The 13,016-nt window shown below is 53.9% G+C and carries 14 protein-coding genes; 12 read left to right on the top strand and 2 right to left on the bottom strand.

Annotated elements, in window-relative coordinates; all coding sequences use genetic code 11:
- Positions 1-100: 100 nt before the first annotated feature.
- The 12 genes from DDY07_RS17030 to DDY07_RS16975 all read left to right on the top strand — a co-directional run bounded on the left by DDY07_RS17030 (position 101) and on the right by DDY07_RS16975 (position 11,210).
- Entirely contained in the window at positions 101-1,150 is a 1,050-nt protein-coding gene (locus tag DDY07_RS17030; protein ID WP_171696736.1) for an NAD(P)-dependent alcohol dehydrogenase, read from the top strand.
- A 192-nt stretch (positions 1,151-1,342) separates the two neighbouring features.
- Positions 1,343-5,299: a CHASE domain-containing protein gene (locus tag DDY07_RS17025; RefSeq protein ID WP_171696735.1), complete on the top strand. Its 3,957-nt coding sequence runs from the start codon at positions 1,343-1,345 to the stop codon at positions 5,297-5,299.
- Between the two features lie 135 nt (positions 5,300-5,434).
- A complete protein-coding gene (locus DDY07_RS17020) occupies positions 5,435-6,061 on the top strand; it encodes a glutathione S-transferase family protein (RefSeq protein ID WP_171696734.1) in 627 nt (208 codons plus the stop codon).
- 28 nt (positions 6,062-6,089) lie between these two features.
- Positions 6,090-6,932, top strand: coding sequence for a glutamate racemase (murI, locus tag DDY07_RS17015; RefSeq protein WP_171696733.1), 843 nt, complete (start codon positions 6,090-6,092; stop codon positions 6,930-6,932).
- A 58-nt stretch (positions 6,933-6,990) separates the two neighbouring features.
- Complete coding sequence (locus DDY07_RS17010) at positions 6,991-7,467, top strand: cupin domain-containing protein (RefSeq protein ID WP_301539353.1); 477 nt, start codon at positions 6,991-6,993, stop codon at positions 7,465-7,467.
- A gap of 14 nt (positions 7,468-7,481) precedes the next feature.
- Positions 7,482-7,763, top strand: coding sequence for an antibiotic biosynthesis monooxygenase (locus tag DDY07_RS17005; protein ID WP_171696731.1), 282 nt, complete (start codon positions 7,482-7,484; stop codon positions 7,761-7,763).
- A gap of 93 nt (positions 7,764-7,856) precedes the next feature.
- On the top strand, positions 7,857-8,540 hold the full coding sequence (locus DDY07_RS17000) for a TIGR04283 family arsenosugar biosynthesis glycosyltransferase (protein WP_171696730.1): 684 nt from the start codon (positions 7,857-7,859) through the stop codon (positions 8,538-8,540).
- Positions 8,540-9,331: a sterol desaturase family protein gene (locus DDY07_RS16995; protein ID WP_171696729.1), complete on the top strand. Its 792-nt coding sequence runs from the start codon at positions 8,540-8,542 to the stop codon at positions 9,329-9,331. The genes DDY07_RS17000 and DDY07_RS16995 overlap by 1 nt, the downstream gene beginning before the upstream one ends.
- Before the next feature lie 137 nt (positions 9,332-9,468).
- Positions 9,469-9,618, top strand: a complete 150-nt coding sequence (locus DDY07_RS16990) for a hypothetical protein (RefSeq protein WP_171696728.1) — start codon at positions 9,469-9,471, stop codon at positions 9,616-9,618.
- 155 nt (positions 9,619-9,773) lie between these two features.
- Complete coding sequence (locus DDY07_RS16985) at positions 9,774-10,049, top strand: DUF5710 domain-containing protein (protein WP_171696727.1); 276 nt, start codon at positions 9,774-9,776, stop codon at positions 10,047-10,049.
- A gap of 25 nt (positions 10,050-10,074) precedes the next feature.
- Positions 10,075-10,578: a YgjP-like metallopeptidase domain-containing protein gene (locus DDY07_RS16980; protein WP_171696726.1), complete on the top strand. Its 504-nt coding sequence runs from the start codon at positions 10,075-10,077 to the stop codon at positions 10,576-10,578.
- 164 nt (positions 10,579-10,742) lie between these two features.
- Positions 10,743-11,210: a CBS domain-containing protein gene (locus tag DDY07_RS16975; protein ID WP_033158577.1), complete on the top strand. Its 468-nt coding sequence runs from the start codon at positions 10,743-10,745 to the stop codon at positions 11,208-11,210.
- A 76-nt stretch (positions 11,211-11,286) separates the two neighbouring features.
- Here the strand turns inward: DDY07_RS16975 and DDY07_RS16970 are convergent, their stop codons facing one another.
- Positions 11,287-11,652: a Rieske 2Fe-2S domain-containing protein gene (locus DDY07_RS16970; RefSeq protein WP_171696725.1), complete on the bottom strand. Its 366-nt coding sequence runs from the start codon at positions 11,650-11,652 to the stop codon at positions 11,287-11,289.
- A gap of 125 nt (positions 11,653-11,777) precedes the next feature.
- The gene (locus DDY07_RS16965) at positions 11,778-12,863 is read right to left on the bottom strand and encodes an AI-2E family transporter (protein ID WP_171696724.1); all 1,086 of its coding nucleotides are present in this window, start codon (positions 12,861-12,863) and stop codon (positions 11,778-11,780) included.
- Between the last annotated feature and the right edge of the window lie 153 nt (positions 12,864-13,016).

The following is a 13,016-nucleotide window of genomic DNA, read 5'->3' as shown; positions in this document are numbered from 1 at the left end:
TAGCAGCGTCAGGCGCGTATTTGCACCTGACGCAAACAAAATCAATCGACGGGCTGAGCCCTGGTGCAGGCACCGTACAATCTAAATTTAGGGGATCGATATGCTCAAAAGTGTTGGCTATGCCGCCTATAACCCGCAAACGCCGCTACGCTCGTTTCATTTCGAACGCCGGCAACCCGGTTCCGAGGATGTGCGTATCGAAATTCTGTATTGCGGGGTTTGCCATAGCGATTTGCATCAGGTGCGCAACGAATGGCGCGGCACGACGTTTCCGATAGTGCCGGGCCACGAAATTGTCGGTCGGGTCGTGGAAGTCGGTTCCCAAGTGACTCATTTTAAGGTGGGTGATTTGGCCGGGGTAGGCTGCATGGTGGATTCCTGCGGCGTCTGTCCCGATTGCCTTGATCATCAGGAACAGTTTTGCGACCAAACGGTGTTCACTTACAACAGTCCGGACAAATACACCGGCAAAATGACTTACGGCGGCTACTCGAATCAGATCGTGGTCGATCAGGGGTTTGTGTTGCAAGTGTCCGATAAGCTGGAGTTGGCGGCGGTAGCGCCCCTGCTGTGCGCCGGTATTACGACCTATTCGCCGTTGCGGCATTGGCAAATCGGCAAGGGCCATAAGGTTGGCATCGTCGGTTTGGGCGGTCTGGGGCATATGGGCGTGAAGTTTGCCCACGCCTTTGGTGCAGAGGTCGTGCTGTTTACGACTTCGCCAGGTAAAGAAGCGGATGCCAAACGCTTGGGCGCGAGCGAGGTGGTGATCTCAAAAAACACCGACGAAATGGAAAAGCATTTAAACAGCTTTGATTTCATTTTAAATACCGTCGCCGCGCAGCACGATTTGGATCAATATTTAAGCCTGTTGAAGCGCGACGGCACGATGTGTCTGGTCGGCGTACCGTCCGAGCCGCATCCCTCGCCGAACGTCGGCAACCTGATATTTCGCCGCCGCGCGTTGGCGGGTTCGTTGATCGGCGGTATTCGCGAGACTCAGGAAATGCTGGATTTCTGCGCCGAGCACGGCATCGTGTCCGACATTGAGCTGATTCCGATGGCCGGCATCAATGACGCCTATCAACGCATGTTGAAAAGCGACGTGAAATACCGCTTTGTGATCGATATGGCGACCCTGCCGGGCTGACGCACTATCCCAACCTCCTAAATATCGTCGCTCCCGCGCAGCCGGGAGCCCAGTGGCTAAACTGGATTAGCGATGAGTCCTCGCAATGCCGGATGGCCCAGGTTTTGGCCTATCCGCATCCCTAGCAAAACATTTGACCTATAATCACCTTCTCTCACTTTTCTTGGCTTGTTGGGCAGAGAAGGAATGCGTTTGAGCTTTTACCGATTTATTTTTCTGACAGCAATTATTGCCGTGGCGGGTTGGGCTGGGTTGCGCCTGGCCTTACCGCCAGGCTATGCCAGTCCGATTTGGCCGCCGGCCGGCATTGCGCTGGCAGCGGTGTTGCTCTGGGGTAAGAAAATCTGGCCGGCGATAGGGTGCGGCTCGTTCCTGACCAATCTCTCGCAAGGATATGAGTTAAGCGGCGAATTAACGCCGCCGACGGTCTTCGTCGCGATGGGCATCGCGATCGGCAGCACATTGCAAGCATTGACCGGTGCTTGGCTGTCGCAACGCTTTCTAGGGACCGGCGTACCGCGTTTGGATAAAGGAAAAAACATTTTTCGGTATGTGTTACTAGTCGGGCCTTTGACTTGCTTGATCGCCGCCACCGTCGGGGTCAGCACCTTGCTTGGATTCGGTGTTTTAACCGATGCCAATGTTTTGGTGGCTTGGTGGAATTGGTGGATAGGCGATTGTCTCGGGGCCATCATCATATCGCCTTTGGTTTTTTGCGGGTTTGCAGAACCAAGAGCGCTTTGGCGTCCCCGGCTGGTAGGTGTGGCTATGCCGCTGGTAGCCATGTTGGCCGGGCTGATCATTACTTTTCTATTGGTTTTGCGAGCGGAAGACAGTCGGCTACAACTGCAATTTGACAGCAATGCCGGCGCGGTTAATAAAGCCTTGGCAGACAATTTTTCCGCCGTGTTGAAAGCGTCTTTTTCGCTCAATAGTTTCTTCCAAGCGGCCGGACCGGTAGACCGGGATAAATTCGGCGTTTTTGCCAATGGCGTGCTGGCACAGAATCCGCACATTCAAGCGCTGAGCTGGGTATCGCAGATCCCCAGCGAACAGCGGGCGTCTTACGAACAATCGATCCGCGACGAAGGATATAAAGATTTTACGATCAAGGAACTAGGTGCGGATCGCCAGTTCATCAAGGCTCAGGAGCGTACCGAGTATTTCCCCGTTACCTTTATCGAGCCTTTATCAACCAATAAGCTGGCGCTGGGCTTTGACTTGAATTCCGAGGCCAATCGCCGAGCAGCGCTGACGGAAGCCAGGGCCAGCCAAGCAGTCAGCGTCACCCGGCCTATTCAACTGGTGCAGGACGGGCAAGCCAATCAAGCCTTATTGCTGATGATGCCTGTATACCTGGCTAATGCCAATAGTTCGGAGCCGGCGTTTAGCGGGTTTTTGTCTACAGTGGTGCGTATCGATTCCCTGGTGAAGGCGGCCATGCAAGACTTAAATCTTGACGATATGAACGTGGCGCTACTGTATTACGATGCGGAAAACCACGCTATACCGTTATACGGAGCGCTGAAAGCATTGACGACCGGTGTTAATGAGTCCAGGCATTCCATCCGTTTTGGCAATCGCTTGTTGGAAGTGATTGTCCAGCCGGAAGCCGTATTCATTGCGACGCATGCCTCCTGGTTACCGTGGCTGGTGTTGTTGGGAGGATTGCTGTTTACCATGCTACTAAGCGTGTACTTGTTATCCGCCACCGGCAGGGCGGCTATAGTGGCGGCACTGGTCGATCAGCGCACCGCTCAGCTTGATGCGGCAAACTCAAGTTTAAAGGATGCGTATATTCGTTTGGCGGAAAAAGGCCAAAAGCTCCGCGACTTATACGAGCTGTCGCCCTTAGGCATCGCTTTGCTGGATGTGCACGGCAAATTCGTTGAATTCAATCATGCTTTTCAACGCATGACCGGGTATACGGAAGAAGAACTTCAACGGCTCGATTACATGAGTTTATCCGCCGATAAAGACCAGAGTTTGGCCGAACAATTAAGTTGGTTAGCCAGAACCGGGCAGTATGGTTCGGACGAAGCGACGTTTATCCATAAAAGAGGGCGACCGGTATCGTTACAACTAAGCGGCACCAAAGTCGCCGGTACCGAGGATCAGGATTATATTTGGTTTATTGCCGAAGACGTTACCCAAGCCAAAGCCAATAAAGAAGTGCTGCGACAAAGTGAGTTGAAGTATCGAAAGCTGTTCAACAGTTCCAGCGATGCGGTCATGATGGCCGATAGCAGCGGATTTCTGGATTGTAATCAGGCCACCTTGGATTTATTTGGTTACGACGCTGTGTCCGAGTTCTGCCGCTTGCACCCCGGTAAAGTTTCGCCGCCAAATCAGGCAAACGGCAGGGATTCGGTAGAATTGGCGAACGAGTATATGGCTACGGCGATCAAAAACGGCCACTTGGAATTCGAGTGGCTGCATAAGCGTGCCGACGGTCGTATTTTTCCGGCTTTGGTGACGCTGGCGCGGGTTAGTCTGGACGGCCACCTGGTATTACAAAGCGTGGTGCGCGATCTAAGCGAACAGAAGCGGGTGGAACAGGCCTTGATCGAAGCCAAAGAAACCGCCGAGAGCATGGCGGCCTTCAAATCGGAGTTTCTGGCGAACATGTCCCACGAAATCCGCACGCCGATGAACGCGGTGATCGGGTTGTCGCAGTTGGCATTGAATAAGCCGGTATCCGCTGAGGTAAGGGATTATCTGCAAAAGATTTACAGCAGTTCCGTCAGTTTACTCGGCATACTCAACGACATTCTCGACTTCTCCAAAATGGAGGCCGGTAAACTGGGACTCGAACAGGTCGAATTCAACCTGAATACCGTATTGGATAACCTGCATAATCTGTTTGCCTTGTACGCGGCGGAAAAATGCCTGGACATCAAGATAGACGTTGCGCCGGATGTGCCCTTAGGTTTGGTCGGTGATGCACTGCGTTTGCAACAGATTCTCTCCAATCTGGTGGGAAATGCGCTGAAGTTTACTGAGCAAGGCAGTGTCACATTGCAAGTGGCTTTGCTGGAATGGCAGGACGCTCAGGCCAAGCTGCGTTTCAGCGTGATGGATACCGGTATCGGTATTCCCGAAGCGGATCTGCCTAAGTTGTTCCATTCCTTCAGTCAGTTGGATGCGTCGATTACTCGCCGCTTCGGTGGTACAGGTTTGGGCTTGAGCATCAGCCAAAAGTTGCTGCAACTAATGGGCAGCGATTTTCATGTCGAAAGTAAGCCGGGGCAGGGTTCGAATTTTAGTTTTGAGTTAATGCTGGGCGTTAGCGCGCAGCAAGCCGATTTGCCGGCGGCGCGGCCGGATACCGACACCCAGGCCGGTGGCTTGTCTAAGACTCTTGCCGATCAAGGTAGCGCATTGCGGGGCATGCGTATTCTGGTGGCCGAAGACCATGCTATCAATCAGAAAATTTTGCAGGAATTTTTGGCCTTATGCGGGGTTAGTGTCGATCTTGCCGGTAACGGCCGCGACGCCTTGGCCATGCTGGCAGAGCACGCTTATGATGCAGTGCTGATGGATATTCATATGCCGGTGATGAGCGGTCTGGCCGCCACCGAACAGATCCGCCAAAATCCCGAGTATCACTCCCTGCCGATTATCGCGCTGAGCGCCGGCGTGACCCAAGAGGAACGGGACAAATGCCTGGCCAGCGGTATGAACGAGTTTGTGGTCAAGCCGATTCAACCGATGCAGTTGGTTAAGGTGTTGTGCCAGCAGATAGGTCGAAGTCCGGTTGGCGCTTCGGTAAACGGGCCTGTTACAAATGCGCGTGACGTTTCAGCGTTTTGCTTACGAGATTTGCCCGGTTTTGATTTCAGCAACACGCTGGATTTGCTGGATGGCGACGAAAGCTTTTTGAGCGAGTTGCTGGGTAGTTTTAAAAATAGCACCGCAAGCACCTTGATAGCGCTGGATGATTTGCTGGAGAAGCGCGATTTGCAAAAGGCGCGAGACGTGCTGCACGGTTTGAAAGGCGTCGCCGCTAACTTGGGGGCAAATCGTGTGGAGCAGGCCGCGACGAGATTTTGTCTGTCACTCAAGCAGGACAGTTTAAATCCTGCTGACTATGCCGAATTCAAACGGATAATGACCGAAGCGCTGACTGCACTGGAACCGTTGGGATAGTCGCTCGACATTGTTCCTGATGGAACAGTGTCTACAGCCGGTCCCAAAACATCGTCTGAGTCCGGTCCGGTTTATCGGTGTAAAATCCGCCGCCATATTGCCTTTAGTAAAACATCCCGCCAAGGAGAACGCACAATGAACGATCTGGTGTTTTATACCAATCCGCAGTCGCGTGGGCGCATCGCTCACTGGATGCTGGAAGAAATCGGCGAGCCTTACGAAACGGTCTGGCTGGCGTTCGGCGCCGCGATGAAAAATGCCGACTATCTGGCTGTCAATCCAATGGGCAAGGTGCCGGCGCTGAAACACGGTACTGCGTTCGTCACCGAAACCGCGGCCATTTGCGCGTATTTGGCGGATCGTTTTCCGGAGAAAAATCTGCTGCCGGCCGCAAACCATCCCGCGCGCGCGGACTATTTCCGTTGGCTGTTTTTCGCGGCCGGTCCGCTGGAACAGGCCGTTACCGCCAAGACGCTGGGTTGGCAAGTGCCCGAGGGCAAAAGCGGCTTTGTCGGTTTCGGTAGTTACGAAGCGACCTTAGCCGCCGTCGAAACAGCCCTGCAGCCCGGACCTTACATTTGCGGCGAGCAATTTACCGCCGCGGACGTGTATGTCGGCTCGCAGCTGGGTTGGGGGATGATGTTTGGCAGCATCGACAAGCGTCCGTTGTTCGAAGATTATGTGGCGCGGATCTACGCGCGCCCGGCAGCCCTGCAAGCCATTCGTCTCAACGAAGAATATTTGCAACAGCGCCAGGCCTGATCGATTGGATAATAGACAGCATCCATCCATGACAGCCTTGCGCACCGAGGCCCCCATTGGCGTATTCGATTCCGGCGTCGGCGGCCTGTCCGTGCTGCGAGCCATCCGTGCGGAACTGCCCATGGAAGACTTGCTGTATGTGGCCGATTCCGGCTACGCGCCCTACGGCGACCGGGATGCGGAGTTTATTGCGGATAGGGCGAAAACCATCACCGAGCGGCTGCTGGATGCCGGCGTGAAGGCCATCGTGGTTGCCTGCAACACCGCCACCGTGGTCGCAATCGAAAAACTGCGCGCCTGGTGTCCTGTGCCGGTGGTGGCGATGGAGCCGGCCATCAAGCCGGCGGCGCAAACCACCCAATCCGGAGTGGTCGGCGTACTGGCCACCAGCCGCACGCTGGCCAGCCCCAGCGTCGCCAGGCTGTGCGCGGCCTACGGTAAAGACATTGAAATATTGTTGCAGCCTTGTCCCGGTCTGGTCGAACAAGTTGAAAAAGTCCAATTGCACAGCGATACGACGCGCGAGCTTTTGGTCGGTTACCTGTCGCCATTGCTGCTGGCTGGTGCCGATACCATCGTATTAGGCTGCACGCATTACCCGTTTCTGGCGCCGCTGATTCGGGACATTGTGGGGCCGGATCTGACGATAATCGACCCGGCCACCGCCGTGGCAAAAGAGCTGGTGCGGCGTTTGCAAGGCCATCTTAGGCCTGTTTCCCGAGAGCGGGCGGCAGAGGTCCGCTTTTTTTCCAGCACCGCGGTCGAAGAAGCAAGTCCGATCATATCCGCGCTCTGGGGTAGCCCTGTGCTTGTTCAGGCGCTTGCTCGGAGCGCTAAGGGCAAGCAGATCGGTTCGGCAGCTTTGGGCTAGTCTCCGCCGGATTTTTAATAAACCGTTCGAGCCGGTTTTCTTCCATTTGCAGGCCACCATGAACGATAAACACACTCCAATAGCCGTGTCTGCGGCAGATGTCGAGCCACGCACCACATCGCTGTATCCGGAACCGTTTGCCTCGCGCATGGCGGGAAGGGAGAAACGCCGCCTAGGCGAGGTATTCAATCTGGCAAATTTTGGCGTCAATCTAAGCACGCTAGCACCCGGCGCCAGATCGGCGTTGCGGCATAGCCATTCGCGGCAAGACGAGTTTATTTACATATTGCAAGGCCATCCGACATTGGTGACGGATGCAGGCGAAACCGAGCTGGCGCCGGGTATGTGCGCGGGATTTAAAGCCGGCACCGGTAATGCGCACCAGTTGCTGAATCGCTCGAACGCAGACGTGCAGTACCTGGAAGTTGGCGACAGGACGGCCGGAGACGCAGTCATTTATCCGGACGACGATTTACAAGCGATGTCAGTCGACGGGGGCTGGCGTTTTGCCCACAAAGGCGGCGAGCCATACTAAAAAACGGAGTCTGCATGCCACACGTATTAATCATCCATGAGGTCGCCGACTATCCGGCCTGGAAGCGGATTTTCGATCAGGCCGCCGAGATCAGAAAACGCGCCGGAGAAATCAGCTACCAACTGCTGCGCTACGACGACGATGCCAATAATATCGTGCATTTTTCTGCCTGGACCTCGCTGGACAACGCCCGGCGATTTTTCGACTCCCCCGAGTTGGTGGAAATCAGAAAACAGGCCGGCGTAAAAGCCCCGGAATTTATCTATTTGCAAGAGATAGAGCAGGGCGTGCTTTAATCGCGGCCTTGCTCAATGCTACTGGTATAAGCGTTGCTGCCTCTGTTAGCAACGAACTGTAATCGGTAGCGCTGACGAAGATGTGCTAGCGCAATGAAACCCCAGATTAGTATTGTCATTCCGGTAGTCAACGAGGCGGCGCGGCTTGCCGATACATTGCAAGCCTTGCAGGTGCTGAGATCGCGCTGCGAATTATTGGTGGTCGATGGCGGCAGTCGTGATGCCAGCCCGCTTATTGCGAAGCCTTTGGTCGATCAGATTTTGCCCAGTCTGCCTGGCCGGGCCAGGCAGATGAACCTGGGTGCGCAACAAGCCCAAGCCGACGTGTTGCTGTTTTTGCATGCCGATACCCGGCTGCCGGATCAGGCTATCGCTTTAATTTTGTCGGCGGTCGAGCAAGGCTGGTCGTGGGGGCGTTTTGATGTGCAATTCGACAGCCCACAAGCCATTTTTAAATTGATCGCCGGCATGATGAACGCGCGCTCCCGCTTGACCGGTATTGCTACCGGCGATCAGGCCATCTTCATCACCCGTCAGGCATTTCAGGCTGTGGGCGGTTTTCCGGAGATTGCCTTGATGGAAGATATTGCCATCAGCGCGGCGCTGAAAAAGCTCGGTAAACCTTGCTGTTTAAAGACTAAGGTCGTCACTGCCGCGCGGCGTTGGCAACAACACGGTATCCTCAGAACGATCTTATTGATGTGGTGCTTGCGGCTGCGGTATTTTTTCGGAGCCCATCCGGATGAACTGGCAGCGCAGTATTATCGGAGACGGTGATGGAAGCAATGGTGCGCTTGGGCGTGTTTTTGGGGATATTTTTGCTAATGGCGGCTTGGGAGTGGCTGCGGCCCAAGCGGCGATTGGCCGCAAAGCGCCGCCGCCGTTGGCCGGTCAATTTGGGTTTGGCGATTCTGAATGTCGGCGTGATGCGGCTCAGCATCGGTGCCGCGGCCTGGCTGGCGGCGAACTGGGCTGCCGAGCAACAAATCGGCGTATTCAATACGTTGTCGGTGCCGAATTGGCTGTCAATAACACTGAGTTTGCTGCTGCTGGATCTGGCCATTTACGCTCAACATATCGCCGCCCATCGCTGGCGCTGGTTCTGGCGGCTGCATCAGGTGCACCATAGCGATATGGATTTCGATACGACGACTGCCGTGCGCTTTCATCCTTTGGAGATCATGCTGTCGATGCTTTATAAGGTCGCGCTGGTGGTGTTACTCGGCGCCGATCCGCTCGCGGTGATCGCTTTTGAAGTGATATTGAACGGTTGCGCGTTATTCAATCACGGTAATGTCGGCTTGCCGCCTGCGCTGGAGCGCGGCTTGCGCTATTTGATAGTGACACCCGACATGCACCGCATTCATCACTCGGCATTTCAACCGGAAACCGACAGCAACTACGGCTTCTCGCTGTCATGCTGGGATAGATTGTTCAAAACCTATTGTCCACAAGCGCGCGAAGCACAGACTGCCATGATGATAGGTTTGTCCGAGTTTCAAGATAGTAACCAAATGGGATTTGTCGGCCTGTTGATGCTGCCGTTTCGCCGTCTACGCAGTCGATAAGCCGAGGTAAACCGGCTTGCGGTTTGGCTTATTGGGTTGTTTCCTTTTAGCGATTAATCAATGTGTTTTTAGTGTCATTGTTAATTAATGTGGGCGGGCATATAGTCTAAATGCCTTAATTACTTCGGGAAGCGACCATGAAACGCTTACATAAAGACATTTTGATCGGGCTGGTGTTTGTGACCGGCGTTATCGAGTTTATTTCGGGCGATTTTATTGTTTCCTCGGCCTTGTTCGCGGCGACCACTTTTGCCAGTACTATGGGTTCGAGCCGCAAAAAACCGTAGGACTGGATTGTTCTGCGGTGTAGCCGAACCGGCAGATGTTTTGATAAATGCGTTCAGCGTTAGGTTTCCTGGGTAAGATCGGATTATCCGAACCACTTGCATAAGCAATGTTTTACAATATTGCGATGCAATTAAACTTTGACCGGCTACGGTAAATGGCTGACGCGAAAACTTATCTGAATGTACCCTATGCCGAAAAGGATGCGGCGAAAGCGCTTGGCGCCAGGTGGGATGCGGCTGTCAAGAAATGGTATGTCCCCGCCAATAAAGACGTGGCGCTGTTTGCCAAATGGCAGGTGGAGTCCGGGCTTGGGCAATTGCCCAACGGCGAGGCGAAAAATTCAAAAGCCGACAGTGTCGTCGGCGGCACAACCCGGTCAAGCGATAAAAACTTCGTAGCCTATGACGGAGACGAGCCGCCATGGGATTGAAGCAAGCGGTGCGTGGTTTTAGCTTGTGCGCCCGTTAAAATACCTGGCTGGCTATGCGCCTGCCATCACGGTGCAAGTGCATGCGCTGATCGACAGCGACAAACTGCCCGAGTTGCTGCTGAAAAAATACCCCCGGCCGCATGATATAAAGACCGACAAAGCGCTTTATGTCTACACGATGGATCTTAAAAATCAATTTCTGCGGCAATCCAGCCCTCTCAGTAAAGTTGTTTACGACGACAAAATCGATGTCTTGCATCAGGCCTTGGGCTTACATTCCGCGGTCTCGCGGGTGCAGGGCGGCAATTTAAAAGCAAAAAATGAAATTCGTATCGGTGCGATCTTTAAAATTGCGCCGCCGGAGTTTTTGCAGATGATCGTCGTTCATGAGCTCGCGCATCTACGTGAAAAACAGCATAACAAGGCTTTTTACAAATTATGCGAGCACATGGCGCCGGACTATCACCAATGGGAATTTGATATGCGGCTTTATCTGACCTGTCTGGATTTGGGTCGGGCGATTTATTGAGTCGATCCAAGTGCCGCGGGCGAAGGATTCACGGCCGTGCTTCGCGAATGAATGGTTGTGTGCAGCCATCAAGCAGCGTATTTCTTAATTTTGCCTGGCTATAGTGGCACTATTGCGTCAGAATTTACTTACTTTTATACAGACATTTTTATGGGAGAAACAGCATGCGCGTAGCAGAGTTAATGACCACCAAGGTATTTACCGTCGAACCTCACGATCTGATCGATCGCGTGTTCTTTTTGATCCATTACGAGAAAATCCGCCACCTGCCTGTCGTTGAAAAAGGCAAATTGGTCGGTATCGTTTCCGACCGGGATTTATATAAAGCCTTGGGCCCCAAAAGTAATTCCAATGCGGTGGAAGCTAGTAAAGACAGCACCCAATTGCATGTGGTCACGCAAAAAGTCGTGCACATCATGCATCGCGGCGTTTATACCGTGACCCCGGAAACGCCTGCGTCGGAAGCGGCGGCGATGATGGCGGAACACCGCGTCGGCGCGCTGCCGGTGGTGGAAAAAGACAAACTGGTAGGCATATTGTCCGCTACCGATATTTTAAGAGTGTTTGCCAAGTTGGAACGCGCGCACGAAAAGCTGGAACAACAAATCAAGGAAGGCGCCGCGCACGGCTAAGATCGGATGGGTTTGCGGCGCAAACCGTCTGAAAGTAAATGGGGCGATGCTTATTGTTTCGCCCCGGGCCAAAGCCTCAACCGGTAATCGCGGCTCTTTTATCCACTAAGTAAATCCAGTCGTCTTGTTCTTTGACTTTCAGCGCGGTCAGTTTTTTGCCCAGGCAAATTTCGCTTAAAGACTCGCCGCTGATCGGGTCATAGCAAATACTGTGCATGGAACACTGCAAATAGCGTCCCGATTCGTCGAAAATGTTGCTGTTCTCACAATCCAATGCCCTAGGCATGTGGACGCATTGGTTCAGATAAGCGTATACCTCACCTTGGAAACGCACCAGAACCGCAGCGCGTGGCGAGCCGCGATAGAGCAGTTCAAACGGAAATTTGCCGAGCTCGGGAACTTGTTGAGCAGGGCAGATGGCAAATGGGTGTTTCACCGACATGGTTGTTTATCCTCCTCCACGATTGCTAGCAAACCTTGGGCCACAATGCTGTATTTTTTCGATGGATTTTCGGCAATTGAGCAAGCGGACGGCGTTACTCGGCAAATCAAACTGACAGCGGGTATTTAGCAGTCTTTACCTTCAGTGTTCGCTTGGCTGTCCAGCTCCTGCTGTTCATTGCGAATCAGCCAGTCCAGCACCAAGGCATAGCTGGTGGCCAGTAGGGTCGGGCCGATAAATACGCCGATAAAGCCAAACGCTAACAGCCCACCGAAGATGCCGAACACGATCAACACGAACGGCAATTCCACTTCCCGGCTGATCAAAATCGGCCGCAGCCAGTTGTCGATGGTGCCGACGAACAGCAAAAACCACAATGCGATAAAAACCGCCCAGCCGGTCTCGCCTTCAGCTAACAACCACAGGGCGATGGGCAGCCAAATCACCGTGCCGGCCGCAGGGATAATCATCGAAAAGAAGGCGATGACGCCTAGCACAAAGGCGTAAGGCACGCCGGCAATCACAAAGCCCAGGATGGAAGCCAGTGCTTGTACCAGCGCGGTGCCGAGGATGCCGTATACCACCGCCCTCAGACTGGAGCGGACGATATGCAGGATGCGCTGGGTGCGCTCGCCGGCCAAGCGTTCGACGCCAATCACCACATGCTGAGCAACGTGTTCGCCGTCGCGATAGAAAAAAAATAGCACCAAAATAGCCAGGCCCATATGCATCAGTTCGCCGGCCAAGCCAATGCCTTGTTGCAGCAACCAGCTACTGGCGCCCAGCGCATATTGCCGGGCCAGATTGACGAGGCGGCTGGAGTCTTCGCCGACACTCTGCCAGGCCGAGACAGCGTTGTCGCCGACTAAGGGCAACGATTGCAGCCAAGCCGGAGGTTCCGGCCACACATGCCGGCTTTGATTAAGCCACTGCAGCAAGTGGTTAATATCTTCGGTAAATGTCAGCGTGGCGGCGACGAACGGCGTTAGCAGCAATATGCCTATCGGCAGGACCATGGCAGTGGCCGCCCAGTTGGAAGTCAGCTTCCAATCGCGCAAACGCAGATACAGCGGCCAGGTGACAAAACACAGAATGGCCGCCCACAACAAATCGAAAATAAACGGTTTTAATACCTGATAACAGGCAAACAGCAGCAGGCACAAGGCCGCCAGACTGGCGATTTTTTCGTAACGGGAAATCTGGATAGGCATGATCGAGGGGGCGGCAGCTAACTGAATTGGAATCAATATCCGGAGTTTACGGCATTATCGGTTAAGCCGGTATGACAGCCGTTGAATTAAACAATGCTTGCTTGTCCGGCGGCGCTTTACATAGAATGCGGTAGCCTTTATCTGGAGCCGCAC

This window comes from Methylomonas sp. ZR1 (genome assembly GCF_013141865.1).
Lineage (GTDB): Bacteria > Pseudomonadota > Gammaproteobacteria > Methylococcales > Methylomonadaceae > Methylomonas.
Note: the sequence above shows the minus strand (reverse complement) of the source record. Positions and strands in the feature narration are given on the sequence as shown.

Excerpts from the sequence above, each read along its gene's own strand:
- DDY07_RS17000 (WP_171696730.1), top strand. The coding sequence starts at position 7,857 with ATGAAACCCCAGATTAGTATTGTCATTCCGGTAGTCAACGAGGCGGCG.
- DDY07_RS16990 (WP_171696728.1), top strand. The coding sequence starts at position 9,469 with ATGAAACGCTTACATAAAGACATTTTGATCGGGCTGGTGTTTGTGACC.
- DDY07_RS17030 (WP_171696736.1), top strand. The coding sequence starts at position 101 with ATGCTCAAAAGTGTTGGCTATGCCGCCTATAACCCGCAAACGCCGCTA.
- DDY07_RS16970 (WP_171696725.1), bottom strand. The coding sequence starts at position 11,652 with ATGTCGGTGAAACACCCATTTGCCATCTGCCCTGCTCAACAAGTTCCC.
- murI (WP_171696733.1), top strand. The coding sequence starts at position 6,090 with ATGACAGCCTTGCGCACCGAGGCCCCCATTGGCGTATTCGATTCCGGC.
- DDY07_RS16965 (WP_171696724.1), bottom strand. The coding sequence starts at position 12,863 with ATGCCTATCCAGATTTCCCGTTACGAAAAAATCGCCAGTCTGGCGGCC.
- DDY07_RS17010 (WP_301539353.1), top strand. The coding sequence starts at position 6,991 with ATGAACGATAAACACACTCCAATAGCCGTGTCTGCGGCAGATGTCGAG.
- DDY07_RS17020 (WP_171696734.1), top strand. The coding sequence starts at position 5,435 with ATGAACGATCTGGTGTTTTATACCAATCCGCAGTCGCGTGGGCGCATC.
- DDY07_RS16985 (WP_171696727.1), top strand. The coding sequence starts at position 9,774 with ATGGCTGACGCGAAAACTTATCTGAATGTACCCTATGCCGAAAAGGAT.
- DDY07_RS17005 (WP_171696731.1), top strand. The coding sequence starts at position 7,482 with ATGCCACACGTATTAATCATCCATGAGGTCGCCGACTATCCGGCCTGG.
- DDY07_RS16995 (WP_171696729.1), top strand. The coding sequence starts at position 8,540 with ATGGAAGCAATGGTGCGCTTGGGCGTGTTTTTGGGGATATTTTTGCTA.
- DDY07_RS16975 (WP_033158577.1), top strand. The coding sequence starts at position 10,743 with ATGCGCGTAGCAGAGTTAATGACCACCAAGGTATTTACCGTCGAACCT.